Below are 25,827 nucleotides of genomic sequence, written 5' to 3' on the forward strand. Positions count from 1 at the left end.
GATTGGATTTATTTCATCGATATCATCAAACTTGATGCACTATCGGCCCGGCTTGACCCGAAATGAACATTCACACGTTGCAGATCATCCTCATATTACTCGCTGTTGCCGTTTTGACAGTGACTCTGTTCAAACGATTTCACCTGCCGCCCATACTCGGTTATCTGATCGTCGGCATCCTGGTCGGCCCGTTCGGCACAGGTGTGATCGCATCCAATGAGGAGACCCGCTTCCTGGCCGAATTCGGGGTCGTATTTCTGCTTTTCGCGATTGGGCTGGAATTCTCCCTGCCGCAGATGATCGCCATGAAAGGCGCCGTATTCGGTCTCGGCGGCAGCCAGGTCTTGATCACCGGTATTGTCGCCGGCGGCATTGCCTGGTTGTTGGGACTCGAGCTGGCTGCAGCATTCGTTGTCGGCGCCATTCTGGCGCTCTCCTCGACCGCCATCGTGATTAAACAGTTATCAGAGCAGGTTGAGCTGAATACGGCACATGGCCGTGTCGGGGTCAGTATTCTGCTATTCCAGGACCTGGCGGTAATCCCGTTACTGGTGGTGATTCCCATACTTGTCAGCGATGCGGAGCAGGGGCTGCTGATACCGCTCTCCTGGGCCTTGATCAAGGCCGCAGTGGTGTTTGCGGTTATCATGGCGATCGGTCACTGGGCACTGCGTCCGCTGTTTCATGAGATCGCACGCGCCCGATCGGCGGAGTTGTTCACGCTGACCGTACTGCTGGTATCCCTTGCCGCTGCCTGGTTGACCCATGAAGCGGGGCTCTCCCTGGCCTTGGGCGCCTTTCTGGCCGGTATGATGCTGGGGGAGACCGAGTATCGCCATCAGATCGAGGCCGATATCCGCCCTTTTCAGGATGTTCTGCTCGGGCTGTTCTTCATCACTGTGGGAATGCGTGTCGATCTCTTGTCACTGTTGCCCCATCTGCAGTGGGTATTTCTTATCGCCGCTGCCCTTATCGCGGTTAAAGCGGTGATCATTCTGCTGTTGGTGCGTCAGACCAAGCAATCTTCTGCAACCGCATTTCGTTCAGGACTGTTGTTGGCGCAAGGCGGTGAGTTTGGTTTTGTGTTGCTGGACCTCTCCCTGCAATCCTCCCTGATACCGGGTGAGGCAGGGCAACTGCTGTTTGCCGCGATAATAATCAGCATGGCGATCTCCCCTTTTCTGATTCGCTACAATGGCAAGTTGACAGAAATATTCTGTCAATTGCGTCCTTCGGACCGGGATTATGCAATCCCCCAGGACCTGGAGCATGAGGCAGGGGGAATGGAGCAGCATGTCATCATTTGCGGCTATGGTCGTATTGGCCAAAACCTGGGTCGACTCCTCGATCATGAAGGTTTTCCCTATGTTGCCCTCGATCTCGATCCCTCGGTGGTCAGGGAGGCCCACGAGGCGGGTGAACCGGTCCATTTCGGCGATGCCACTCGCCATGAGATTATGCATGCGGCCGGTATCGAGCGTGCCGGCGTGGTGGTGGTCACTTTCGAAGGCCACACTATTGCATTGCAGATCCTCCACCACATCCGCAAGGTGGCACCGCAAGTGCCCGTCCTGGTACGAACTAAAGACGACACGCATCTGGAGGAGCTGGAAGCGGCAGGCGCAGCGGAGGTCATGCCGGAGGCGGTTGAAGCCAGCCTAATGATGGGTGGACAGCTTCTGTTGCTGTTGAAGGTGCCGGGTTCCCGTATCCTCAAGATAATGCGCGAAATTCGCGAGAATCACTACAAACTGCTGCGCGATTTTTACCATGGTGAGGAGGCCATCGATCTCGATCACGAAGAGGGCTTTCAGGAACGCCTGCATACCGTCACCCTGCCCGATCGTGCATTTGCCGTCGGACATACCATTGAAGACCTGCATCTATGGGATTGGGATGTCAGTATCACCGCGGTGCGTCGGGGCGGCATCAGGGGCGAGGCGCCGACCCCCGAGACCCGCCTGCAAGCGGGAGATGTCCTGGTACTGGCCGGAACCGCACACCATCTGGAACATGCAGAGGGTCTGTTGTTGTATGGTCTTTAAAGGCCCCGCCTACTCCGGCCGCATGTGAGGAAACAGCAGCACGTCGCGAATTGAGGGCGAGTCGGTAAGCAGCATCACCAGACGATCAATCCCTATCCCCTCGCCTGCGGTAGGCGGCATGCCATGCTCCAGTGCACGCACATAGTCGGCATCGTAGTGCATCGCCTCATCATCCCCCGCCTCCTTTTCCTCCACCTGTTTGCGAAAACGTTCCGCCTGGTCTTCGGCGTCATTGAGTTCGGAGAAGCCATTCGCAATCTCACGTCCACCGACGAAAAATTCGAATCGATCGGTCACGAACGGATCATCGTCGTTGCGTCTCGCCAGGGGGGAAACCTCGGTGGGATAGGCAGTGATGAAAGTGGGATTCATCAGGCGATGCTCCACACTCTTCTCGAATATCTCGATCTGAATCTTACCCAGCCCATAGCTCGGCTTGAGGGGTATCTCCATGCGTTCGGCAATGGTCCGGGTCTGTGCATCGTCATCCAGCATCTCCGCGGTGATGTCGGGGTTGAAATGGCAGATGGACTCCTTGACGGTCATGCGCTGGAAGGGGCTGCCGAAATCGTAACGCTCACCCTGATAGGACACCTCCGTGCCGCCCAGGACCTCCTGACATAGACCCCGCAACATTGCCTCGGTGAGATCCATCAGGTCATTGTAGTCCGCATAGGCCTCATAAAATTCCAGCATGGTGAATTCGGGATTGTGGCGGGTGGAGAGTCCTTCGTTACGGAAATTACGGTTGATCTCATAGACCCTTTCAAAGCCACCTACCACAAGCCGCTTCAGATAGAGTTCCGGGGCGATGCGCAGAAACATGTCCATGTCGAGGGCATTATGGCGGGTAGCAAAGGGGCGTGCAGTGGCGCCGCCGGGTATCACCTGCATCATGGGTGTCTCCACTTCCAGGAAACCGCGCTGATCGAGGTAATTGCGAATAAACTGCACAATCCGAGTACGTAGCCGAAAGGTGTTGCGCGATGCCTCGTTCATGATCAGATCGACATAGCGTTGACGATAGCGAATCTCCTGGTCGGAGAGGCCGTGAAACTTCTCGGGAAGGGGCCGTAGCGCCTTGGTCAATAAGCGGAGGCTGTCGACTTTGACGGACAGTTCACCGGTTTTTGTCTTGAACAGCACACCTTCGGCTCCGATGATGTCTCCGATATCCCACTTCTTGAATTGAGTGTTATAGACACCCTCATCAAGTGCGTCCCGTTGCACAAAGAGCTGCATCCGTCCCGACATATCCTGCAGATGTGCAAAGCTCGCCTTGCCCATCACCCGCCGGCTCATCATGCGGCCGGCCAGTCTGACCCTGAGCCACAAAGACTCCAGCTCTTCACCAGACTTCTCCCCATATTCGGCATGCAACTCGCCGGCCATGCTGTTGCGGCGGAAATCGTTAGGGAATGCGTTCCCGTGATCGCGCATCTGTTGCAGCTTCTCGCGCCGCTGGGCGATGAGTTTGTTTTCGTCCTGGGTCTCGTCATTCATGGTCTGTTCAACTCAAAATATTCAATAATTTCAATCATTGCTTGAATCTGTCCTGTACCATCCGCATGGTATTGGCAAGCGGTTCAAACACCGCTTTTAAGACTCGCCTCGATAAACATGTCGATTCCGCCGTCGAGCACGGCCTGGGTGTTTCCGGTCTCAACTCCGGTTCGCAGATCCTTGATCCGTGAGGCATCGAGCACATAACTGCGAATCTGACTGCCCCAGCCTATGTCGGATTTGCTCTCCTCCAGCTCCTGTTGAGAGGCATTTCGCTTCTGCACCTCGTATTCGTACAACTTGGCCTTGAGTTGCTTCATGGCCGTTGCCTTGTTCTTGTGCTGCGAGCGATCGTTCTGGCACTGAACCACAATCCCGGTCGGATTGTGGGTGATTCTCACCGCCGATTCAGTGCGGTTGACGTGCTGTCCCCCCGCACCGCTGGCGCGGTAGACATCGATTCTCAGATCGGCGGGATTGATATCGACCTCGATGGAATCATCGATCTCCGGAGAGACGAAGACAGCGGCAAACGAGGTATGACGCCGGTTGCCGGAATCGAACGGCGATTTTCGCACCAGACGATGCACACCGATTTCAGTGCGTAACCAGCCGAAGGCATACTCTCCCTCATACCTCACCGTGGCGCTCTTGATACCGGCCACCTCGCCCGCGGACACCTCGATGAGCTCTGTCTTGAAACCACGATGTTCACCCCATCGCAGATACATACGCAGCAACATCTCTGCCCAGTCCTGCGCCTCGGTACCGCCTGAGCCGGCCTGGATATCGAGGAATGCGTTACAGTGGTCGGTCTCGCCGGAGAACATGCGCCTGAACTCCAGATCAGAGACCTTTTTGCCAAAATCCGCAAGCTCTTCCTGGATGGCGTCGACTGCAGCCTCGTCCTCCTCCTCGACCGCCATCTCCAACAACTCTCCTGCATCAGCCAGGCCATTGGTGAGCGCATCAAGCGTGAGTACCACCGTCTCAAGGGTGGCGCGTTCACGGCCCAGGGCCTGGGCCCTTTCCTGATCATTCCATACCGTGGGATCTTCCAGTTCGCGAAGGACTTCGGTCAGACGTTCCTGCTTGCCTTCATAGTCAAAGATACCCCCTCAGGGAGGTGGCCCGTCCCTTCAAATCAGCAATGGTTTGGCTAATCGGATTAATATCTTGCATGGCAATACCGGCTTGGGAAAAAGCGGGGATTCTACACTACCTACCTGTGCGCAGGAACCACCAGCCCAGTAATCGCCATCAAAAAGTAGGTTTAAAATGGCTCTATGAAGCCGATTGGATTAGTCTTAACAGGCCCTAGTGAATCGTGTCCTAACACTAGGAGAGCTTGCGCACCCGGGGTCCTTTCTGGTGATCTCGTTTGCCTAGATTCGAAATTCTGGATCTGACCTGGTCTTTGAAATGGCCCAGCTTTCCAGCGATACCCGTGGAAACGTCCGATTTTACTGGGGCCTTCTCAGGCTGATTCGGTTGCTCCGTCTGTCTGAGCCACATATTGAATGAATCAATAATCTCCTGATCCCACGAAGCCGGTGGCTTCACTACCCTGCTCTCACGATAGAGTCTCTCCAATGAGCGTTTCTTTGGACAGCCTGAATCTTCCATTGCCTCGCGGAGTTCCGACTCGGCTTCCCGCAATCCTTTCTCGACGTCCTTCCTGCTGACATCCAATGTCCTGGAAATGGCCGTTTCACTGATACCGATCTCATGTTTGAAGAGAAAGTAGCGCTTCTTCTCAACAGACAGCTGTTTGAAGTGCTCAATAAGGACCAGGCTCCAATTACCGTCTTCCTCGATATCGCGGGGTAGATAGTTACTCGGCATATCAGTGCTCTGAGAAATGCCTGGATTTTGCACCGACTTGCCGAGGTATGAATAGAAAGAACGCTTGAGATCTTTTGGGGTTTTGATGGTTAGCCCGGAAACCACCAGGTGGCGCCATGCCGAATAGTAGGCTGCCTTGCCATACTCGCCGGTGCCATATTGCCTGACTATAAAGCGATAGACACGTCCTCGGTATCGCTCATAGAACGAGGTAAAACCCTCCTTATCGTGCTGTAATATCTTCTCAAGCACAGCATCGGTATCAAATCTTCTCGATCTCACTTCAGCATAGGCTCCGAGGAGAAACCCTCCTCTCAGATAGGTTGCTGGAATGTGCAAAATCCCTTGCCAGGCACTCATTTTCAAGAATCCATCCATTAGGTTACAGTGCACAGTTTCGTCGGTAATTATAAAGCATACGGGTTTTTTTGCCTGTTTTTTGTCAAGCAGCTCAAACAATTTCACAAAAAAACACTTAAATTCCAGGTTATTAAGATAATTTCAAACCACAACCCCATATTTCGGTTATTGCTAATGTGCTATAAACATCCCTCTTGTCACCCGCAACAACCGTTACGATAGACCGGATACTGAATTTACCGCCTCAAACCCGTTTTCACATTACCAAGTCCAGCCTTGATATATGTCGGTCTCAGTTATCATTCCAACCTACAATCGCGCCCATACGCTGTCGAGGGCGATTGACTCGGTATTGTCGCAGACCCATCCGCCGCTGGAGATCATTGTCGTCGACGACGGCTCTAATGACGATACAGCGCGACTGATGACAGATCGATATGACCAGTGCGACTATCTCCACCAATCCAACCAGGGTGTCAGCAGTGCGCGAAATCTGGGAATAAAGAAGGCCCGTGGCGAGTGGATCGCCTTGCTCGACTCAGACGATCGCTGGTTACCGGATAAACTCCAACTACAGCTCGAGGCATTGACCGATTCACCGCACTACCGTCTTTGCCACAGCAACGAATTGTGGATACGCAAAGGCGTCAGGGTCAATCAAATGCATAAACACGCAAAAAGCGGGGGCATGATCTTCCAGCGCTGCCTGCCGCTGTGTGTCATCTCTCCCTCATCGGCCATATTGCACCGTACACTGTTTGACGAGTTCGGTCTGTTCGATACCGAACTGCCGGCCTGTGAGGATTATGATCTGTGGCTGAGGATCTGCGCCACAGAAGAGGTCCTGTTTATCGACAAACCCCTGATAGAGAAGTATGGCGGTCATGCCGACCAGTTGTCACAACGCCATTGGGGCATGGACAGATTTCGTGTCCATGCCTTAATCAAGTTGCTTGAAAATAATCGGCTTGAAAGGAATGACCGGATTGCCGCCGTGAATACATTGGTGCAAAAAAGCGGCATCCTGGCCCAGGGCGCAGAGAAGCGTGATCAACACGAACGTGCGGAATATTATCGGGCAATTCAGCGGCGATATACGATGGAATGAGGCAGATGCGAAAACGGGACAGCGAGTTTATCAACCTCGTCATAGCGCTTCCCGCCGAGGCGAGGCCATTAATTAACTTACTCAATTTACGACGTGATCAGGTAAACATGGAAATCCCTGTTTACCATGGTAACGGGATCCAGTTAGCCATAACCGGGCCGGGAGCGGCGGCATCCGCCCGGGGTGTGCGCTATATAGACTCGATCAAACCCTGTTCTACTGCAAAATGGATCAATTTGGGTATCTGCGGTCACGGATCTCTTGCTGTCGGCACACCGCTCTTGATCAACCGCGTTATCGATCAGCAAAGCGGTAAGGAGTGGCCATTAACAATTCGACACTTGATTACCAGGACGACCGGGGCATTGACATGCGTACCCGAGCCTAAATCCGAATATACGGATGATATGGCCTTCGACATGGAGTCATCCGGATTCATTCAGGCCGTGAATGATATCGGTATGATCGAATACGCCAAGATTTTCAAGATCGTTTCGGATAATCCCGCCAATGACTCACGAGGAATCAGTGCTAAATTCGTGCACACACTGGTACAACAACAGCTCGGTTTGATTCGCTCAATGATCGAATTGACTCAGTAACCTGTTTGTCGATCTCTTGCTGATGACGATTAGGAAGGTGTTTCCGGCTGCCATTTTTAAAAAATTGATTACCGTTTGCAACAGGCAATTGTTACCCTATCCGCTCCACACCAGATGACAAACAGTGACAAGTTGAAATGCCGATGGATAAAGAGTCTCATACGTCACCACGTAAATTACTGGTAACCGGTGCCAGTCACGGTATCGGCGCCGCGATAACACGGCGATTGTTGAATCGGGGCCATCAAGTGGTGGCCGTTGGACGTGACTTTGCAAACTGGTCCGACGAAGATGGACTCGAAAAGCGTATTGTGGACCTTGCTTCCCTCGATACCTTGCCAAAACACTTGGAGGAGATAACAGCTGACCACCCGGACATGAACGGTGCGATCTTGAATGCAGGATCCGGACGCTTCGGTAATATAGAGGAGTTCTCTTTTCAGCAGATCAGCGATCTGGTTGCAGTCAATTTGCTACAGCATCTTTATGCCGCCCGTGCCCTGGTACCCCTGCTTAAACAATCGGGTTACGGTGATCTGGTAGTCATCGGTTCGGAGGCGGCATTGACCGGCGGGCGCAAGGGTGCTGTCTACTCGGCCTGTAAATTTGCCCTTAGGGGGTTTACCCAGTCACTACGCAGCGAATGTAGCAGCAGGGGCGTCAGAGTCTGCCTTATCAATCCCGGTATGGTGGACACGGATTTTTACGATAAGCTCAATTTCAAGCCGGGTGAACTGGCGGAAAACGCTTTGCGCGCGGAAGATATAGCAGACACCGTGATGTTGGTATTGGGGTCCCATCCCGGCACGGTATTTGATGAAATCAACCTCAATCCACTGAAAAAGGTAATTCAGTTCAAAAACTAACTATGCATTTCGAGTTCCAGCCAATCGGCATCATCCACTCCTGTTTCAAAGAGAAATTCGGTATCCCCAGGCAGTCGCGTCTGATACCCGAAGCTGAGGCTCGGCTGGAGATCCTCCCTCCCTACAACCGGCCGGAGGCCTTTCGCGAATTGGCCGACTACTCTCATCTCTGGATTGTGTTCGTATTTCATGCATCGGCAACCGGCGAGTGGAAACCTACCGTTCGCCCTCCCCGGTTGGGCGGAAACCAACGGGTGGGGGTATTCGCCTCGCGCAGTCCCATACGCCCCAATCCCATCGGTCTCTCTGTGGTCGATCTGCTCGACCTCGAATTGTCACACAACTGTGTCAATCTGCTTTTGGGGGGTATCGACCTGTTGGACGGCACACCGGTGCTTGATATCAAACCCTATCTACCCTATGTAGATGCCATTCCGGACGCAAACAGCGGGTACGCCGCCGATGCCCCGGGAAAGGCGATCGAATTGAGCTACTCATCAGCGGCGGAAAGGGTTCTCAAGCATATGCCGCCTGCAGAGGCCCATAAACTGCGGCAGCTGATACTGCGTGTCCTGCAAAATGACCCGCGCCCCGCTTACCTGGATGAAAGCAGAAGGAGCCGTTTCGGTATGCGCCTGCACGATTTCAATATTCGTTGGGAAGTTAAGGGGGGGACTTTTCATGTCATCGAGCTGCAATCGATCGAGGAGATCTCCGCCGACTGACGAGCAGCCAGCAGGACCTCATTTCTCCCCGTACGCGGATCTTTGTTGTATCTGCCCTTTTCTTCAAAGAGTGCTTCCTGTCGGCCTAACAAACCGCTATCATTCCCTGATCGGACAAGTAGTTAGAAGCTGAAGCAAATGTCGTGCATTGACACGCTGTCCCAGCGTCTCGTGCAGATACGCCGAATTGGTAGAAAAATAAACCCAAATCCCTGATGAGTAACGACAAACCCGTCAAACATATCGCGAAACCCGACCTGGTACAGACGTTTCTGAATCAAGTCCCCGGTAGGGTCTCTGCGATTTTGGAGAATTGGCACCAGTTGGTCCATAGCGACTGGAAAGGCAACCATCTGGATACCCTTATCGAACGAATCACAACGCTGAACGAATCAGGAACAAAATTCGGCGTACCACAAATTGCACAGAGCGGGAGATCTTTGATTTCTCATCTTGGCGACTATCACGGCACCGGCCTGAAGCCCCAACACGACGATGTCGTTGCCCTGGACGGCCTGGTTCACGCCTTCAAGGACGCTGCTATTCAGGCCTGTAACCAGCAGGCGGAACTGCTCGCCAGTAAACCTGCGGAAACCGACAAGGATGAATCGGAATTCTCCACTGAACAGAAGGTATTTATTCTCGGTATCGATGAAGCACTGGCGGCGAATCTGACCCGACACCTGCAAGCCAACCAATTCGACGTCGAGTATCTCACCGGCACGGAAGAGATCGTACACTACTATGAGATCAATCCGGATGATACCAGCTTACTGATCAGCCATGTGGATTTGCTGGGCAAACTCTTCCCCGAATCGAAAAATGGTGGGCTGTGGAACAAGAATAATGCGCTCCCCGGCATGCCCGTAGCCTTCATCGCGGACAACCCGGACCTTAAGACCCGACTCTCCGCCATGCGCGTGGATGCCAGTGCCTATTGGGTGAAACCGGTCGATCCCTACCTGGCGGCAAAACGCATCCGCGAACTCTCTTCCACCCATTCGCACACCGCCTATCGTGTGCTGATCGTCGAGGATGACCCGGCACAGGCCGATTTTGCCGATGCCATTTTAAGCAAGGCCAATTTCGATTGCCGGTGCGTCACAGATCCGCTGCAGGTCATGGATGTCCTGCAGGATTTCAAACCGGACTTGATCCTGATGGATCTCTATATGCCGGAAGCCAGCGGCACTGAACTGACAACGGTAATCCGGGAAGACAATGAGTTCCTCGACGTACCGATCGTGTTTCTCTCAGGTGAGCAGGATCTTGACAAACAGCTGAGTGCACTCAGTTTCGGCGGCGAGGACTTTCTCTCCAAACCGATCGCGCCCAAACATCTCATTTCCACCGTCACCAACCGCATCCGACGCGCACGCCAACTCAGTCACCGTCTGCACGGCCATACCCGCGGTGAAAAAGAGACCGGCCTTCACTCACGCAACTATCTGCTTGAACGTCTTGACGCCCTATTGCAATCAGAGTCACCAATCGATGAAATCACGGGGATCTTCTTTCTGCAGATAGACAATCCGGAAGAACTCATCAAGTCGGTGGGTATCGGCGGCCTCGATGCGGTACTTGCGATGGTTGCCGATCATCTGAAACAGCACCTGCAGAGCCAGGATATACTGACCCGCTTTGGCGACAACAGCCTGAGCCTGCTTGCCTTGCGTCCATCACGGGATGATCTGCAGTCTCTGGGTGAAACGCTATGTCAGTCGATATCCAAGCAGATCATCGAGGTCGAGAATACCACTGTCGGTGTCACTCTCAGCATCGGCATCTACCCGGTCGAGAGGAATAATCATGATTCTCGCTCAATTATCGCCCATGCTCAGATCGCCAGTCGCCAGGCCCTTGAAGCAGGCGGCAATCAAATCAAATTCGTTGAAGCGGAGAAATCTCCCCAGGCACAGGCAGGTGAAAGTGCAGCGGTAGACATGGGTACATTGATCGAAAGCGCCATCGAGAAGGACTATTTCGATATCTATTTCCAGCCTATTGTGGCCTTGCAGGGCAGCACCCAGGCCCACTACCAGACCCTGCTTCGACTTCAGGAACCCGATGGCAAACTGCATCGTGCCGCAGAGTTCATCCCCGCGGCCGAGGAGCTGGGATTGATCAGCAAGGTGGATCAATGGACTGCGAGACGGGCAGTCCATGTCATCAATGAGCATAAGTTACAAGGGAATGAAATCCATCTGTTCGTCTCCCAATCCACCGATCTGCTGGAAAACATGGAACGTCTTACCTGGCTGCGCGAAAAATACCGCCAGGGTCAGATACAGAAAGGATCGCTGACCTTCGAGTTCAATATCAACGAAGTGGCCAAAAACCTCAAATCCGCGAAGATCTGTTTCGACATCCTGGGCAAGATCGGCATCTCTTCCCTGCTGACCCGCGCCACACTTACACCGGAAACCGAGCGAGTCATCGAACACCTGCCCATTCAATTTATAAAGCTCGATTTCAACCTGTTGCAGGAACCCGAACAGGGACTCAAGCAGCTCATCGAACTTGCCCATGAAAAAGGTATCAAAGTCATAGCTCCGCAAGTGGAGGATCCACGCAGCATCGCCATTTTGTGGAGCAGCGGTACCGATTACGTACAGGGGAATTTCGTACAGCGGCCGGAAAGCAACCTGATCTACGATTTTAACGAGTCTGTACTCTGAAGCATTCCTCCATCCGGGTTACTGTCATTGACTCGCCGGGGAATTAGGGAGCCGTATTATGATGCAACTGCAACGATACACCCTGCCACTGATACTGATGCTGGTTTCAACACCTGCCATATCGACTGATGAGGCCAGAGCTTATCCGAGACCTGTCGAACCCCTCTATGAGGAAGGGGACGAGCAACTCAGCTGCAGGCAGCTGGAACAGCGATTGTCACACCTGGAAAGTCGATCCTACAGTGCCAAACCGGGATTCTATGAGGACCCCTATACCGGGGCGTCCATCTGGATCGGTTCCCTTTGGGTGCCAGGCGCCCTGAGCTATCTGGGTTATTCCGCTATTGCTGAATATCAAGAGAACGATCGTCTTCATCACACACAGAGCCGAATCGAGGGTCTTCGGCGGATGAAGGCCAACCTTCGATGTCATGAATAGCGATGCCGCATACCCGTTGTCCAAATCCGGCTTGCGCGAGGGGGAGTATCGCTGGAACGAACTGATCCAGATGGTGCTGCATCACCGGCGTGAGCTGGTTGCCGCCAATGTGATTGCCGTTCTGGGTGCCATAGCTGCCGTACCCGTGCCCCTGTTGATTCCGTTGTTGGTGGACGAAGTGTTGCTCGACCAACCCGGAAAGGCGATTGCCGCCATGAATGCCCTGTTTCCACAGGCCTGGCATGGACCGGTGCTGTACATTCTCGCGATTCTGGTTCTCACCCTCATCCTGCGCCTTCTCGCGCTTATCTTCGGTGTGTGGCAGACCTGGCAGTTCACGAGGATCGCCAAGGATGTCATTTTTCATATCCGGCGGGATTTGCTGCTCAGACTTGAATGCATCTCCATGTCCGCCTACGAGACCATGGGCAGCGGCACCGTCGCATCCCATCTGGTTACCGATCTGGAAGCCGTGGACAGCTTCGTCAGTGTCACCACCAGCAAGTTCCTGGTGGCTGCGTTGAGTATCATCGGGACCGCGATCGTGTTGCTCTGGATCAACTGGGCCCTGGCCTTTTTCATTCTTTTTCTCAATCCCTTGGTGATCTATTTCACCACTATTTTCGGGCGCAAGGTCAAGCAGCTCAAAAAGAGGGAGAACTCAGCCTTCCAGCTGTTTCAGGAGTCTCTCGAGGAGACCCTGGATGCCATTCAGCAGATTCGCGCCAGCAACCGGGAGCGGCACTATATAAGACGCATCATCGACAAAGCCGACAATATCCGCCATCACTCCGCGGCGTTCACCTGGAAGAGCGATGCGGCCAATCGCCTCTCCTTCATGATCTTCCTCTTCGGTTTTGATATCTTCCGCACTGTCAGCATGTTCATGGTGCTCTGGTCCGATCTGACGATTGGGGAAATGTTAGGCGTCTACGCCTATCTCTGGTTCATGATGGGGCCGGTGCAGGAAGTGCTGAATATCCAGTATGCCTACAATGGCGCACAGGCAGCGCTCGGCCGCATTAACGAGATGTTTAGAGTCGACCTTGAGCCGACCTATCCGCACAACCACAATCCCTTTCTCGGCAAACCCACTGTCGGTCTCCGTCTTGAGGATATCCACTTTGCCTATGGCGATGGCTCGTCTGTATTGAACGGTGTCAACCTGGAAGTCAAAGCCGGTGAAAAGGTTGCTTTCGTCGGAGCCAGCGGTGGTGGAAAGACCACCCTGGTTCAAATCATACTGGGCCTCTATCCCGTTAAGGCCGGACGGGTTCTGTTTGACGAGATTTCCGTAGAGGAGGTCGGTATGGACGTAGTACGGGACCATGTCGCCACCGTTCTACAACACCCGGCCCTGCTCAATGACAGTGTCAGGATCAATCTCACCCTGGGGCGCGAGATTGCAGATGATAAATTGTGGCAGGCCCTGGAGATCGCACAGTTGCAGGATACCGTGCATGCCATGGAAAATGGTCTGGAGACACTGATCGGCCGTTTCGGTGTCCGCCTGTCCGGCGGTCAGCGGCAACGGCTTGCTATTGCACGCATGGTGTTGACCGACCCCAAGGTGGTGATTCTCGATGAAGCCACCTCCGCCCTCGATACCACAACGGAAGGCGACCTCCATGCTGCCCTGCAGAGCTTTCTCAAGGGACGAACGACGATAATCATTGCGCATAGACTGAGTGCTGTAAAACAGGCTGACCGGGTGCTTGTATTTGAAGATGGGCAGGTCGTTGAAGAGGGTCGTCATGAGGAATTGTTGGAAAACAACGGCCTCTATACCAGCCTGTACGGACGGCAGGAACAGCAGCGCTAGGTATATTTGAGCACTCGCCAATCAAGATTTACTGCCTAAGCCGCGCCGAACCAGGAATGCGGTGGATGAAACCCTTTGATTATCTTATACGTATCTTTGAATAACAGGTTTCTGTCGGTTTCACATGCTCATCCATCCCTGATGTAAATACAGAGTGCAGAGCGCAACAGGGAGACACATGCCAGAGATCACCCGTATGATACTGGCTGACAGATCTGTTCTCGTTCCCACGCTCTAGCATGAGAATACATACAGGAGGCAGATTAACAGAACACTGCATGGATTCCCACGTGGGATCGTGGGAACCAAAAAAACAGATGTAGGGTGCGGCTTGCCGCACCCTACTTGTCACATCATATTTTACTCGTTCCCATGCTCCAGCGTGGGAACATATACAGTAGGTAGGTTAGTAATATGCAATATGGTTCCCATGCCTGACCATTGAAAAAAAACCATCCACTCAAATAAACTCAACACTGAAACTTTTTTAACATCATTTTTTTGTAGTGGCTGAGTAAAGTGGATTACCAGGTAGTGGTAAGGAAAGATATAATCTCTATGTCATACAACCATCGACGCAACTCTTATTTTGGATTCATCCCGATTGGTTTACTCCGAGCATTAATCTTGTCATTGGTTCAGATAGGACACGCAGAGAGCGACTGGGATATGCGTACCAAAGATGAACCGTATGACACAGGCTGGCAGATCTATTTCGATAATGACATCTCCTTCAACGACGAAAAGGACCGAAACTATACGGGTGGCCTTGCACTCACTTTAACAGGTAAGCGTGCCGCCGATTACTGGTTCTCTCTCGACCCATGGCTGAATAGTCTGGATCGACTGAGCGGCTTCGGCAAACTCCAGGCAGGGGACAATGGCATCCACAGGCATGCCATCGAATACGGCCTAACCATTTTTACCCCGGATGATATTGCTGAATCAGATCCCATTGAGAACGATCACCCCTATGCCAACATGCTGTTCCTGTCCAACAGCCAGAGTCGTGTCTACCCCTCACGTGGTTTGCTTTTTCAGTCGACTCTGCTGCTGGGAGTCCTGGGCACGGATGTAGGTGAGGAAGTACAAAAAGCGATGCACAACCTGACCGACTCCGACCAACCTCGGGGATGGAGCAATCAGATCTCAGACGGCGGTGAGTTGACGGCCAAATACTCACTCTCCGTTCAGAAAATGCTGTTGAGTCGTCAGGGAAGCCTTTCATATGATGTCAGAGCCGGGCTTGAAGCCGGTATCGGTTATACGACGGACGTCAACGGCGCAATCAGTTTTCGGCTGGGAAAACTCAATACGCCCTGGTGGCGATTTACCCCTCATCAATCCGAATACATCAGCTTTGGACAAACATTCGGACAAACTACCGATCATGGGCACACTCGACCGGAATTCTTTCTCTGGGGTGGATTGAACCTGAAATACCGTTTTTATAACGCCATACTACAAGGCCAGTTTCGCGACAGTGTAGTGACATTCAACCGGGATGAATTGGAATCTGTGATTCTGAATGGATGGCTGGGTATCACCAAAACATTCAGCAACGGAATGGGTATCAGCTTTGTTATACGCAAGCAGAACAATGAGATCGAGAACAGCGGCAAGGATGACCCTTTCTGGAGCGGACTGATTATCAGCAAGACCTATTGATCTCTTCTATTCCCATTTTTCTCATTTCCACGGGGGACTTAAAAACAGATGTAGATACCATCTCTCCCTTACTCCCACAAGTAGCTATAAAGCGGCTTGTGGGGAGTAAACTTGCTGGTGCTTGAGTACCCCAAAGCACAGATGTACTAATTTGCGCATAACGGCTCCTAATGCGGACATTTTGCATTTTCCTCTCGCGAGCAACCGCTCGTATAAGGCCTTGGCCGTCGGGTTGTGTAGACTGGCCACGATAGCAGGCATGTAGAGTTTGGCCCTGATCCTCGCGCTGCCTGCTTTCGACAGTCGTGGTCGCTTGTTGATGCTGGATCCGGATTGATGCTCGATGGGCACCACTCCCAGATAGGCGGCCATTTGACTAGCATGCTCAAAATCCCGGGCACGGTAGACACTCATCATGATTCGACTGAGGGTCCGGCCAATGCCTGGGATACTTTCTAGCAGCTGCTGGTCGTTTTTCAGCTGGGGGTGGGTGTCGATATGCTCATCGATCATCGCTTCCAGACGCTTTTGTTCTTGCTCCAGGCCTTTGAGCACGGTCGAGATGGAGTGCCCAACCTCTGGATGACTGATCCCTGACAAAGCCTTCTCCAGGCGGTTGCGTTCACGCTGGATATCGCCTTGCAATGCCTCCAGCCGTGACAGTAACTCTTTGAGTTTACGTATCTCTGCCGGTTCCGGTCTCCACAGATGCAGGGGTTCTTTGGCGCCATACAAGGCTAACACCAGCGAGTCCTTTCTGTCGGTCTTGGTGTGCACCGCGATACCCTTGGCGTAATCTCTCACCTGGGCCGGGTTAAGCACCGCGACTTCACCACCTTGCTCATGCAGACCGTAGGCTAGACGCTCGTGGTAGATGCCAGTCGCCTCCATGACAAAGCGTAACCCACTCAGTGGCTGACCAGTCTGTTTTTGTGACCAATCGAGTAGGTGGTCATGGCCGGCTGGTGTATTAGGAAAGACCTTCGACTTGACCTTGCGTGGTTCGATACTGCGTAACCACAGACAATCCAGCTTATTTTTACTCACATCAATGCCAATTATCGCTTTCATTCTCTTCACTCACCTTGTTCATGCAGCCTCTCTCCGTAATGCCGGAGGGACTCCGATACCATTCAGTTTATAGAGAATCGGTGATAGCCTGTATCTACAAAACAGACTCGTGGTCTCAGGGTGCGGTGCAGGTCTTATCACCGTGTGATGAATTGCTAGCTAAACAATTCATCAGAAGAGATACAAGGGTGCGGCTTGCCGCACCATCTACCGGTTACCACGCTTGGGATGGTTCTGTTAATGGTTCGGTGCGGCAAGCCGCACCCTACTTGTACATCATATTGTTTACGTGGCATGCCCAGGCCTATTCCAGTGCCCAGCGCCGCAACACCTGATAACGTGTCCCGGATGAACCCGGGTTCGCCGAAGACGCCAAGACAAACTCGCTCACCTGCCAGACAATAGGCTCTGACAGCTGTTGCGGGGCAACCCGGCGCGCTTTCCTGTAAAGGGTGACATGGGGTTTATAACTGCGCTCCTCCGGTTCGTGTCCACAACCGGTCAGGCCATTGTTCAAATCCACAACCAGTTGGCTGAGCGCTGAGGGCGTCTCTCCCGGTGAGGCCCAGAATATCCTGGGTCTCGACCAATAGCCGGTATGATCAATCGACAACTCGATCGGCGCCCCCCTGATACCATCGGCGACATTTTCGATACAGCGCTTTTGGGATGGCACTATCTGACCGAGAAAGACCAGGGTCATATGCAGATCCTCTGCAATATGACGGCGCCCTTCTCCCGGCTCGGATGTATGCGCCAAGGCACTCAGGCGATACCGCACCTCCTCGTCCGGCCATAGGGCAAAGAAATAACGCTCCTCACTCATCAATCAGTCTGATTACCTCTCTCACTCCGCTATTGAATCCATGCTCCATTCAGTCTTGAAACGATAGCGATGCCGCTAGCTTTATTCTCGAGCTTTAAAGTGACGCTCCTATATAGCCGTGATTGATGGAACAGAGCCCCACCACATTGATCAATTGGAGGTGCGAGGCGCGCTCAGTATACCCTCAAGTTGTTGCAAAGCGCAGACCACCGCCTGCCAACGCACCTGGTTGCGATCACCATTGAAAAAGTGCCGCTGGGCCATTCCCTCGTTATCCTTGACCTGCCAGGCGAAGCAGACGGTTCCCACCGGCTTTTCCTTGCTGCCGCCACCGGGCCCGGCAATCCCGCTGATCGCCACTGCAACGTCGGCACCGCTTTCAGTCAATGCTCCTTGCGTCATCTCCAGGACGCAGGCTTCACTTACCGCACCGGATTGTTGCAGGGTTGTTGACGAGACGCCCAGCATTGTCTGTTTCGACTGATTGCTGTAGGTCACAAATCCGCGGTCGAACCAATCGCTGCTCCCAGGCAGATCGGTCAAAATCTTGGCAAGCCATCCACCGGTGCAGGACTCGGCAACAACCAGACGATAACCCTGTTGGCGCAGCCGGCCGGCACATACTCCTGTTAGCTCTTCAACGGCTTGAGCCGAGGTAATATCCATCTATTTCACTTTAACCTTTAAATTCTTGCTCTTTTTCGGCCTATCCGCTTCGACCTGCCAGGTAATGCGTAGATTGATGCGATGCCGTTCCTCATCCTGAGTGGCGGCGACTTTCAACTGCAGCAATCCATTTGGCTGCATAACCATCTCGCCATCCTCATCGCTGAGGGTCAGTTTACCTTTTGCGATCCCTTGAGAGATCGCCTTTAGAAGCGCCTGAATCGACTCTTTATCCTGCAACGATTCATGACGGAAGTTTTTTTTACCCTGTCTCATGATTGTTTTCCAACTCTACATCGATTAAGCATAGGCTGGTCAGAGATTGCCTATGTAAATGACTTATAGTCGAACACCTTGATATGCGGATAGTCGGTACTGATACCCATCACAAGCTGTTTCGGATGAAAGATGGTCACTGCGGCACCCTTTCCTTTGAGCCCTTCCTTAATGCGAGTATAGCGGTCGATAGTGGCGTCGCATTCAAAGTGGATCATCCCCTTACGCAGCATGATCCTTTGTCCGTAATGACGGTTGGCATGGCCATGCACTATGGTGTGGATGCCCGCATCGTGCATCAAGTCGCTCCCTTTGCGTGTCAACGGCATATCCACGTCCCGGTATTTTGTGCGAATCAGATTGGCCATCGGTCCATAGTAAAATTCAAAAATCTCATCTTCGACACTGTCCCTGAACTCCTTGTTGATGTACTTGATGCCTTTACGCTCAATCAGTTTCGCCATCCTGTCGTCTATACCTGCGTGGACAAAGAGAAAAGAGCCCTGGCGGTAGACCAGTTGCATCTGCTTGTAGAACCAAATGAATTCTCCCTTTGGCTTGAGAAACAGCTGTTGCCATTTCATCACAGCAGCATAGACATGGCGCAATGAGAGACCTACCGCCTCGCAGTCCGATTCAAAGTCGTCTATCTTCTCCTTGAGACGTTTCAGCTCCCTGGCCATACGTTTATCAGGCATGACCCAGCTCGCCATTTTCGGAAACTCCTTAAACCAGCGCTTCGGCGGGTAGAGTATGCGTCGGCAGGTGCGTGTAGGCGGCACACCCTTCAATGCATCCTTATCCTGAAGATACTCATCGACGATTTCACGCAACATGGGTATGACCTTGCTGCCCATGCGTATAAAGAAGTGGTCGTGGCGAGGATCGGGATCCATGCCCACCGACGCAATACCCAACTTGACGCGCAGATCGTGATTACCCGCCAGCAGCACTACCCTGGCTCCCAGCTGTTTCAGCTGTTGTATCGACCGCAACAGTTTTAGGTTGCTTGGCCCCTTGTCGAAACAGTCCCCGCCGATGACGAAAATGGCATCTTTGCCATGTGAGGTCAGCTTCAACGCATGCTGTTTACTCCCTGTCTTTTTCACCCCACCCGATGCCACCAGAGAGGCGATCAAGGCATCCGCGTCGGCATGCAGGTCGGAGAAGAAGTAGAGCTTGCGTTTTGGCCACTGCCATTTACCTCGTTTCACCACTTCTCTCAACAGCCCCGCCGCTGAACTGCGCTGCCCCCTCTCTTTGACAACCGAACGCTGTCTGCCCAAGAGCCACGGCTGACTGTTTGTAGGCAGTTCCACATCAAGCCATTTCCGACCCTTGTATACCGGCAGATACCGGGTGTGACGTTCGATACTGTTTTTGTTCTTAGTCGTCAAATGATTCTCCTTTCGAGCGGATCTTCCACTCTCCAGTCAGATGCTGCCATGATCCATCCGGCAGACGTTCGAGAAAAACCGGTCGGCAATGATACATACTCAGTGCCGCAATCTGATCAAATGACAATACACCGAGATGGTGGGCGGCATGACGAAAGGCAGCACCATGACCGACAAACAACTTCACGCTATCCGACTTCACTTGCGATTGCAGTTCTAAAAGCCGGCGCTCCATGTGCTCCGCCACCCGTTGGCCGGCATCCATGAGTGACTCCGCCCCCTGAAGCGGCAGTCGATAGTGGCTGTCGGACTTCCAACCAGCTGGCGGTTGCGAAAACCGGGGATCGTCCCGCAACACCGACTCAATCTGTTGCAACGACAGGTTGGCCGCTGAACCCAGGGAACGCTCGGCCAGTGCATCGTATGATTCGATCTGCAATCTATCCGGACTCGCAATCTGTAATCCCTTGCGAATCATTTCAGCGGTCTGCCAACCACGCAACAAGCGCGAACTGTCGATTACCGGATACAAGCGCCATTTGAACATTTCGAGGACACCCTGAATCAGGGTTACCGAGCGCTCTGCCTGCTCTGCCCCAACCCCGGTCAGGGGATAGGGTTGCAGTGCACTCGGGGTATCAGGCAGTTGGTGATACTCGCCATGACGCAATATGGCGGCTATCAATCTAGCCACGACTCAGCGCCATATAAGACAGAGGGTGTTCGTTGATCAAGACCATGCGTTTGACGACCTACCCATTCAATTGCTTGGCCAGGGCTTGTATCATCGGTTTCAATTCAGCCTGCTTGACCCTTTTCATCGCCTGTTTAGGCGCCAGCCACTCGCGTCCGCGATGATGCTCCTCCCACTCGTCTTCCGGCAATTCGCGGGTAACCTGCATCGGGTAGACACTCACCGTGCATTCTGCACCCCATTTTTCATAGGAATAGGCGCCTATGGGCTCTTCAGCAACCTCCCCCTCGACACCCGCCTCCTCCAAGGCCTCTTTTGCTGCCGAATCCTGCAGGCTCAATGCAGGCTCGCTAATCCCTTTCGGCAATACCCAATGCTTCCGCTTACTCGACATGACCACCAGGATTTCAACCTCACCCTCCTCTATCCGATAAGGAATCACCGAGGATTGTTTGTAGTAATAGGCCGGTCGATCCCGCATCTCAGTGCCATGTTCATCGGGAAAGGGAAACTTCTTGTCCATACTGCTCGGGCGAACGATGGACAGCAGTTCACCGTCCCCTGCCTTCAGATCAATCCAGTCATCCGGCATTTCAAGATGCGCCAAAGTTGCGGTGGGAATCAGTTTGCCGTCACTGGGCAAAGGGATGCGTTCACCGTGCAGATACTCTGTCAGCATCTCCAATCCCGGGTTGTGTCCCACCAACATGACCCGCTTGCTGTCAGGTGGCACATCCGAGAGTACCCGCAACAATTCACCCACATTGGCGGCATAGATGCGCCGATCCTGTACGATGGCATAGGCATCGCCACCCATCGCCTTCACCGTCTTCTGAGCAGTCACGATGGCACGCTCTGCGGGTGAACTGATGACATAATCGGGCTGTAACTGCTGCTGCAGCAACCACACCCCCATGCGTTGGGCGCCACGTTTGCCGCGATCCTTTAGCGGGCGCTTGAAATCTTCTAACTGTTGACTCCAATCGGATTTCCCGTGTCTGAGCAACATCAATTCTCTAGTCATTGTCTGTCTGCCTCATACAGTTCTTAGTTGCTGGGTGTCTGCTTGCTAGGGCCTGTCATCGCTCATCCATAACTTCAAACACAACTCTTTCAACCCGGCAAAATCTATTTTACCTGTCACCTCATAGATTGGGACACGCTTCAGCAGATCCAGATAAGGAGCGGGCTGAAGCGGTTCATCATCCCTTATAAACTCACCAAGGCTATCCTGAAAGAATGGCCCTGGAGACTTCATCACCGCATTCAGTAATTCACTGCGTTGCGCAATATCGACCTTTGTCATCTTAACCGGTGCACGCTCACCCCTGCTCCAGTTCAGGATCACCATCGCGTCAAAGGATACGGGTGTCGAGGTATCGATACGATCGCTGCCATACAGCCGTTCAACATCCACATCGAACTTCTCTTCAAGCTCCCATAGCTCCTGTTGCGGCAACTTCAGCAGCTGCTCCCTTCTCTGTTCATCGATCAGCGGTGAAAGCCGCGAACTGTTCACCACGGTGCCTGGATTGATACGGGGAAGCTTGGGGATACCCACCGCCTCCACCCCGACGCCCCGACGTCGCAGGAAGAGCCGGTCGTTGGTCAGATAGCGACTCTTCGGGTGTTCCATCAGATGCAACATCAGGGTCGACTTGCCACCCCCGGAAAATCCGGCCATGGCGATCGCATGATTGTTCAGGATCAAGCCGGCGGCGTGACAGATCAGCCACTCCCGCTGCTGCAACCAGTTCATTACCTGTGAATTGATGAAATTGATCAGCTGGTTGTCATTTTCCTCACAAGGTCCGACCGCGATGCGCCACTGCTCGCTCTGCAGAAACAGCATGCCGGTGCGCACCTTGAGCACCAGGCGGCCATCCGTCAGTTCCACATAGGCATCCTTGCGCCCGCTTTTACCCGCTTCGCGGCGCCAGTCGATAAACGGCAGACCGGTCTCGAGCTTGTCGCTCTCGATCGCAGTGACTTCGATGGTCGCCAGACCCCTGGTCTTGGGCAGATGATGAAAATAGCTTGCCAACCGATCCAGCAGCGACTGACTGTTGGAACGAATCACCAGGACACAATCACCTATGTTCAGCTGCAACGGCTCCCCGCACAGTTGCACTTTTTGCATAAGCAGCTTGGCCGCATCCCCGGCACTGCTGACACCAACCCACTCGGCAGGTATGTTCATACTTCGAGTTCCTCCAGCATATAGGCCACATAACGGGATGGCACATCGATGCCCATACCCTCTTTCGCCCCACGAAAACCACCGAATGCGGAGACCTCGAAGACCACCGGTCCCTGTTCGGTCTCCGCCACATCGACAGTGGTAAAATCGAGACCGAAGATTGCCTGCGCCTTGCGGGCAAGCGTCACCAACGCCTCGTCGGCCTGATAACCCTCGTAGTGACCGCCGCTCCTGATGGTGGTATTCCAGGTCCCCGATTTACCCACCCGGGCGTAGCTACCGAGATATTCCCCATCGAGAAACACCATTCCCAGATCCCTGCCCGGTAGCGCGAGCTTTTTCTGGATGTACATCACCGGATTGTCCACCCGAAAGGCCTCGATCTGTTGCAGCAGCTGTTGCGGATCCTGATCGGCATCGATCAACGTCATCCCTCTGGCCTTGGTGGAATAGAGCGGTTTGAAGACAGCCGATCCGAATGCAGTGACCGTATCGGCAGCTATGGCAATTCTCTCGGTGACGCGGGTTGGGGGCATGGGAATATCTGCATTGTAGAGCGACAGGGTGCAGCTGAGACGGTCGATCAGGCGGATGATACGCTCTACCTTGCTGAACACCCGCACCCCGGCACGCTGCAACTGGCGCAACATCTCCAGTCTGTCCAGGACATGGGGACTGTACTCTTCGCTGATCTTTTTCACCACGACCCCATCGAGACGGGTCAGATCATGCTCCCGATAGACGAGTCTGCCGCTGTCGAGTTCGGCACAAACCTCGGCCATGTCGATCACCAGGCGAAAGCCTGTGGCCGCCTCCACCGCGTCCGCCAGGGCCTCCGTGGACCATTTTCCAGGGATGCCGACCACCCCGATCTTCGGTTTAGCCAATGAATATCTCCTTTACGGGCACCACAAATGGGCGCTTGGATTTGGATTCGCTCTCGAGCAGTCTCTCCATCAGATAGGTGGCGCGCGAGAACATGCGCTCCGACAGGGATTTATCAAGAATAAAACGGGTTGAAGTGGCAAAGGAGCGGATCAGGCCCATCGCCAGCCGCAGCTCGAAGCTCTCATCCCCCTGTTTGCGGGCAAAGACCCTGGCGAAGCGATAGAAGGCGTGGCAGAGATCCATGATCCGCTGCCTGACCCGGGGATCGAACACCCGCAGTCGGTAGTTGGAGACCATGAAGACGCTGACATCCTGCAGATAGTCCATATAGCTGGAACGGTGCAGATCGATGAAATTGATACGTTTCTCCCGCGGGTCGAAGATGATGTTATCGACGTTGAAATCACCATGGATATAGACGGAAAACGGCGCCTTGACGTCAGACTCGAAGCGTTGCATCCGTTTCAGGAGATCATCGAATGCGGGAAACGCTGCGCCTCCGATATTGACCGCAGGCTGTCTGAATTCGGGATGGATGGCATACACATCCCCCATGCGCTTCGCCAGCTGTTTCATATACCCGGCGGAGACAGGTTTTTTGGTCTTGGTCTCAAGCCATACCTGTGTCAGGGTCTTGGTCAGATGATTCAGGGCCTGCTGAAGCAGCGCATCAGAACCGTCCAGCAGGATCTGTTCGAAGGTCTGCCCCGCCAGGTGCTCAATCAACAGGGCCGCGGAATCGCCCTGTTTCTGATAGGCGAGGATCTTCGGCGCCAGTCCGGGAAAGATATCGTGCCAATCATTGACCCGCTGCTTCTCCTCCTTCAGCTTACGCTTTCGGCCATCCTTGAAGATGGCGTGGTAACCGCTGCCCTTTTCATTGCTGCTGAGCGCGTTGATGGCGCTGCCCGATTTGGTCTCTGCGATCGGTTTGAACGCCAGTTCATCGATGTCGTTCACTGTCTTGAGCTCTGTCACCGAGGCATTGAATGCATGGTAGCGGTCGGTACTGAAATGCTGCCCCATCGACGCAGAGATGATCGCCTCGCTGACCCGCAACATGGCATTGCCCATCTGCTCGATAATATGCGCCAACATGATGAGCGAAATCCGATCCGCCGGATGCTTCTCCTTTTTCAGCAGCCGTGAGTATCGTTTGAGCTGTTTTTGGTAGGCATCGACCAGGTGTCGTTCCACCTTGCCGATCTTCAGGGCGCGGCGGGTATCCTTGGCCGACAACGCGGGTTCGATCAACTCCAGTCCATTGTTGACCCGGTCGATCATGGCTAGAAAATCCTTCACCTTCAGCATACCCCGATGTTGGACATGGGCGCTCTGCATCACCGCATCCCGGCAAAGCTCCACAATCCGCTCCAGCTGGCTGGCGATCACCTCCACCGATCTCAGTAACTGGTAATCCGCATCCTGCCCGCGGGATGAAGACATCTCTCGCAAACAGTGGTTATGGATGCTCAGCTTCAGGTTTTCCACATACCCCTGACGGTCCAGCAGCCGCATGGGGATGGTTGCCGTAGGCAGGGTCAGATAATCTTCCAGCAGGGAGAGGTGGGTGGTGGTCTCAGTCAGCAGAAAATGAAGATTTTCCTGGATGCTTTTGGCGAGGGGCATGTCAGTCGATGACTCCCAGATATGTCGGTGTCGTCGCTTGCGCAAGACCGGGCAGATGAGGTGCCAATCCCTTGGGGAAGATCTCATGGTTGAGGATATCGGCAAAGGGCACCCACACCACATCGACCTGATGTTTGTCGGGATGGTGACCCGATGCGGGTTGATAGCTTGCCGGCAGGGTACAACCGAACAGAAACTCAACCAGATGCCGCACCGAAGGGTAGGCCGTATCGCGCTGTTTGTAGAAATCGGCAATCGCGAGCAGGCTCTCGATCTCCACGGTGGCGCCGATCTCCTCCTCGCATTCACGCACCAGTGCCTGGACCAGGGTCTCGTGCACATCCTGACCTCCACCGGGAAGGGTGTACCAGGTACCGCGCTGTTGCGCCCATTTCTTCTGCATCAATACCGCATGATCACGTACGATCACAGCGCGCACGGCATTACGGATGTTCGGTTCCAGCCCTTTTTGTTGTGGTCGGTCGTTCATTGGGCAGTTGAGTAGCCACCTTTTTGCTC

Annotated in this window: 23 protein-coding genes; 9 read left to right on the top strand and 14 right to left on the bottom strand. The window is 53.5% G+C overall.

The features are described 5' to 3' along the window. Positions 1-62: 62 nt before the first annotated feature. Entirely contained in the window at positions 63-2,045 is a 1,983-nt protein-coding gene (locus AB8516_RS04580) for a monovalent cation:proton antiporter-2 (CPA2) family protein (RefSeq protein WP_108289767.1), read from the top strand. Positions 2,046-2,054: 9 nt separating this feature from the next. Here AB8516_RS04580 and lysS read toward each other — a convergent pair whose 3' ends face one another. The 3 genes from lysS to AB8516_RS04595 all read right to left on the bottom strand — a co-directional run bounded on the left by lysS (position 2,055) and on the right by AB8516_RS04595 (position 5,753). Then, positions 2,055-3,548: a lysine--tRNA ligase gene (gene lysS / locus AB8516_RS04585; RefSeq protein ID WP_369158506.1), complete on the bottom strand. Its 1,494-nt coding sequence runs from the start codon at positions 3,546-3,548 to the stop codon at positions 2,055-2,057. Positions 3,549-3,631: 83 nt separating this feature from the next. Beyond that, positions 3,632-4,730, bottom strand: a protein-coding gene (gene prfB / locus AB8516_RS04590) for a peptide chain release factor 2 (protein ID WP_369158508.1) whose coding sequence is annotated in 2 segments (ribosomal slippage) — positions 3,632-4,654 and positions 4,656-4,730 — 1,098 coding nt in all. Because the reading frame shifts where the segments join, the coding sequence is not laid out codon by codon here. A gap of 156 nt (positions 4,731-4,886) precedes the next feature. Continuing rightward, positions 4,887-5,753: a hypothetical protein gene (locus tag AB8516_RS04595; protein WP_369158510.1), complete on the bottom strand. Its 867-nt coding sequence runs from the start codon at positions 5,751-5,753 to the stop codon at positions 4,887-4,889. A 283-nt stretch (positions 5,754-6,036) separates the two neighbouring features. Here AB8516_RS04595 and AB8516_RS04600 point away from each other — a divergent pair, with 283 nt between their 5' ends. The 8 genes from AB8516_RS04600 to AB8516_RS04635 all read left to right on the top strand — a co-directional run bounded on the left by AB8516_RS04600 (position 6,037) and on the right by AB8516_RS04635 (position 15,661). Next, positions 6,037-6,861 carry a glycosyltransferase family 2 protein gene (locus AB8516_RS04600; RefSeq protein WP_369158512.1) on the top strand — a complete coding sequence of 275 codons (825 nt, stop codon included), beginning with the start codon at positions 6,037-6,039 and terminating at the stop codon, positions 6,859-6,861. 5 nt (positions 6,862-6,866) lie between these two features. Further along, positions 6,867-7,463: a hypothetical protein gene (locus AB8516_RS04605; RefSeq protein ID WP_369158514.1), complete on the top strand. Its 597-nt coding sequence runs from the start codon at positions 6,867-6,869 to the stop codon at positions 7,461-7,463. 143 nt (positions 7,464-7,606) lie between these two features. After that, positions 7,607-8,329: an SDR family oxidoreductase gene (locus AB8516_RS04610; protein WP_369158516.1), complete on the top strand. Its 723-nt coding sequence runs from the start codon at positions 7,607-7,609 to the stop codon at positions 8,327-8,329. Between the two features lie 2 nt (positions 8,330-8,331). Further along, positions 8,332-9,054 (top strand): tRNA (N6-threonylcarbamoyladenosine(37)-N6)-methyltransferase TrmO, encoded by a 723-nt coding sequence (gene tsaA / locus AB8516_RS04615; RefSeq protein WP_369158518.1) that lies wholly within the window; start codon positions 8,332-8,334, stop codon positions 9,052-9,054. A gap of 215 nt (positions 9,055-9,269) precedes the next feature. Continuing rightward, positions 9,270-11,732 carry an EAL domain-containing protein gene (locus tag AB8516_RS04620; protein ID WP_369158520.1) on the top strand — a complete coding sequence of 821 codons (2,463 nt, stop codon included), beginning with the start codon at positions 9,270-9,272 and terminating at the stop codon, positions 11,730-11,732. Between the two features lie 58 nt (positions 11,733-11,790). Continuing rightward, complete coding sequence (locus AB8516_RS04625) at positions 11,791-12,171, top strand: hypothetical protein (protein WP_369158522.1); 381 nt, start codon at positions 11,791-11,793, stop codon at positions 12,169-12,171. Beyond that, complete coding sequence (locus tag AB8516_RS04630) at positions 12,164-13,993, top strand: ABC transporter ATP-binding protein (RefSeq protein WP_369158524.1); 1,830 nt, start codon at positions 12,164-12,166, stop codon at positions 13,991-13,993. Before AB8516_RS04625 ends, AB8516_RS04630 begins: the two co-directional genes overlap by 8 nt. Before the next feature lie 558 nt (positions 13,994-14,551). Beyond that, positions 14,552-15,661 carry a lipid A-modifier LpxR family protein gene (locus tag AB8516_RS04635; protein ID WP_369158526.1) on the top strand — a complete coding sequence of 370 codons (1,110 nt, stop codon included), beginning with the start codon at positions 14,552-14,554 and terminating at the stop codon, positions 15,659-15,661. 84 nt (positions 15,662-15,745) lie between these two features. Here the strand turns inward: AB8516_RS04635 and AB8516_RS04640 are convergent, their stop codons facing one another. The 11 genes from AB8516_RS04640 to AB8516_RS04690 all read right to left on the bottom strand — a co-directional run bounded on the left by AB8516_RS04640 (position 15,746) and on the right by AB8516_RS04690 (position 25,798). Then, positions 15,746-16,732 (bottom strand): IS110 family transposase, encoded by a 987-nt coding sequence (locus AB8516_RS04640; RefSeq protein ID WP_369158528.1) that lies wholly within the window; start codon positions 16,730-16,732, stop codon positions 15,746-15,748. Between the two features lie 304 nt (positions 16,733-17,036). Continuing rightward, positions 17,037-17,558 carry an RNA 2',3'-cyclic phosphodiesterase gene (thpR, locus tag AB8516_RS04645; protein ID WP_369158530.1) on the bottom strand — a complete coding sequence of 174 codons (522 nt, stop codon included), beginning with the start codon at positions 17,556-17,558 and terminating at the stop codon, positions 17,037-17,039. A 150-nt stretch (positions 17,559-17,708) separates the two neighbouring features. Continuing rightward, positions 17,709-18,224 (bottom strand): nicotinamide-nucleotide amidase, encoded by a 516-nt coding sequence (gene pncC / locus AB8516_RS04650; RefSeq protein WP_369158532.1) that lies wholly within the window; start codon positions 18,222-18,224, stop codon positions 17,709-17,711. After that, positions 18,225-18,500, bottom strand: a complete 276-nt coding sequence (locus AB8516_RS04655; RefSeq protein ID WP_369158534.1) for an amphi-Trp domain-containing protein — start codon at positions 18,498-18,500, stop codon at positions 18,225-18,227. It abuts the gene before it with no gap. A gap of 50 nt (positions 18,501-18,550) precedes the next feature. Then, positions 18,551-19,897, bottom strand: coding sequence for a metallophosphoesterase (locus tag AB8516_RS04660; protein WP_369158536.1), 1,347 nt, complete (start codon positions 19,895-19,897; stop codon positions 18,551-18,553). Further along, complete coding sequence (locus AB8516_RS04665; protein WP_369158538.1) at positions 19,887-20,591, bottom strand: histidine phosphatase family protein; 705 nt, start codon at positions 20,589-20,591, stop codon at positions 19,887-19,889. Before AB8516_RS04665 ends, AB8516_RS04660 begins: the two co-directional genes overlap by 11 nt. Before the next feature lie 58 nt (positions 20,592-20,649). Beyond that, entirely contained in the window at positions 20,650-21,615 is a 966-nt protein-coding gene (locus AB8516_RS04670) for a histidine phosphatase family protein (protein WP_369158540.1), read from the bottom strand. Positions 21,616-21,660: 45 nt separating this feature from the next. Beyond that, the gene (locus AB8516_RS04675) at positions 21,661-22,791 is read right to left on the bottom strand and encodes an HprK-related kinase B (protein WP_369158542.1); all 1,131 of its coding nucleotides are present in this window, start codon (positions 22,789-22,791) and stop codon (positions 21,661-21,663) included. Then, positions 22,788-23,678 (bottom strand): GAK system ATP-grasp enzyme, encoded by an 891-nt coding sequence (locus tag AB8516_RS04680; RefSeq protein WP_369158544.1) that lies wholly within the window; start codon positions 23,676-23,678, stop codon positions 22,788-22,790. Before AB8516_RS04680 ends, AB8516_RS04675 begins: the two co-directional genes overlap by 4 nt. Then, complete coding sequence (locus AB8516_RS04685; RefSeq protein WP_369158546.1) at positions 23,671-25,308, bottom strand: aminoglycoside phosphotransferase family protein; 1,638 nt, start codon at positions 25,306-25,308, stop codon at positions 23,671-23,673. The genes AB8516_RS04680 and AB8516_RS04685 overlap by 8 nt, the downstream gene beginning before the upstream one ends. A gap of 1 nt (position 25,309) precedes the next feature. Continuing rightward, positions 25,310-25,798, bottom strand: a complete 489-nt coding sequence (locus tag AB8516_RS04690; protein WP_369158548.1) for an NUDIX domain-containing protein — start codon at positions 25,796-25,798, stop codon at positions 25,310-25,312. Positions 25,799-25,827: the final 29 nt, after the last annotated feature.

The sequence above is a fragment of the Candidatus Thiodiazotropha sp. LNASS1 genome, from assembly GCF_964212655.1.
Taxonomy (GTDB): Bacteria; Pseudomonadota; Gammaproteobacteria; order Chromatiales; family Chromatiaceae; genus Thiodiazotropha.

Bases quoted from the DNA above. Each gene is read 5' to 3' on its own strand.
- lysS (WP_369158506.1), bottom strand. From the start codon at position 3,548: ATGAATGACGAGACCCAGGACGAAAACAAACTCATCGCCCAGCGGCGC.
- tsaA (WP_369158518.1), top strand. From the start codon at position 8,332: ATGCATTTCGAGTTCCAGCCAATCGGCATCATCCACTCCTGTTTCAAA.
- AB8516_RS04630 (WP_369158524.1), top strand. From the start codon at position 12,164: ATGAATAGCGATGCCGCATACCCGTTGTCCAAATCCGGCTTGCGCGAG.
- AB8516_RS04610 (WP_369158516.1), top strand. From the start codon at position 7,607: ATGGATAAAGAGTCTCATACGTCACCACGTAAATTACTGGTAACCGGT.
- AB8516_RS04600 (WP_369158512.1), top strand. From the start codon at position 6,037: ATGTCGGTCTCAGTTATCATTCCAACCTACAATCGCGCCCATACGCTG.
- AB8516_RS04690 (WP_369158548.1), bottom strand. From the start codon at position 25,798: ATGAACGACCGACCACAACAAAAAGGGCTGGAACCGAACATCCGTAAT.
- AB8516_RS04580 (WP_108289767.1), top strand. From the start codon at position 63: ATGAACATTCACACGTTGCAGATCATCCTCATATTACTCGCTGTTGCC.
- AB8516_RS04635 (WP_369158526.1), top strand. From the start codon at position 14,552: ATGTCATACAACCATCGACGCAACTCTTATTTTGGATTCATCCCGATT.
- pncC (WP_369158532.1), bottom strand. From the start codon at position 18,224: ATGGATATTACCTCGGCTCAAGCCGTTGAAGAGCTAACAGGAGTATGT.
- AB8516_RS04675 (WP_369158542.1), bottom strand. From the start codon at position 22,791: ATGAACATACCTGCCGAGTGGGTTGGTGTCAGCAGTGCCGGGGATGCG.
- AB8516_RS04640 (WP_369158528.1), bottom strand. From the start codon at position 16,732: ATGAAAGCGATAATTGGCATTGATGTGAGTAAAAATAAGCTGGATTGT.
- AB8516_RS04670 (WP_369158540.1), bottom strand. From the start codon at position 21,615: ATGACTAGAGAATTGATGTTGCTCAGACACGGGAAATCCGATTGGAGT.
- AB8516_RS04685 (WP_369158546.1), bottom strand. From the start codon at position 25,308: ATGCCCCTCGCCAAAAGCATCCAGGAAAATCTTCATTTTCTGCTGACT.
- AB8516_RS04655 (WP_369158534.1), bottom strand. From the start codon at position 18,500: ATGAGACAGGGTAAAAAAAACTTCCGTCATGAATCGTTGCAGGATAAA.
- AB8516_RS04625 (WP_369158522.1), top strand. From the start codon at position 11,791: ATGATGCAACTGCAACGATACACCCTGCCACTGATACTGATGCTGGTT.
- AB8516_RS04605 (WP_369158514.1), top strand. From the start codon at position 6,867: ATGCGAAAACGGGACAGCGAGTTTATCAACCTCGTCATAGCGCTTCCC.
- AB8516_RS04595 (WP_369158510.1), bottom strand. From the start codon at position 5,753: ATGAGTGCCTGGCAAGGGATTTTGCACATTCCAGCAACCTATCTGAGA.
- thpR (WP_369158530.1), bottom strand. From the start codon at position 17,558: ATGAGTGAGGAGCGTTATTTCTTTGCCCTATGGCCGGACGAGGAGGTG.
- AB8516_RS04620 (WP_369158520.1), top strand. From the start codon at position 9,270: ATGAGTAACGACAAACCCGTCAAACATATCGCGAAACCCGACCTGGTA.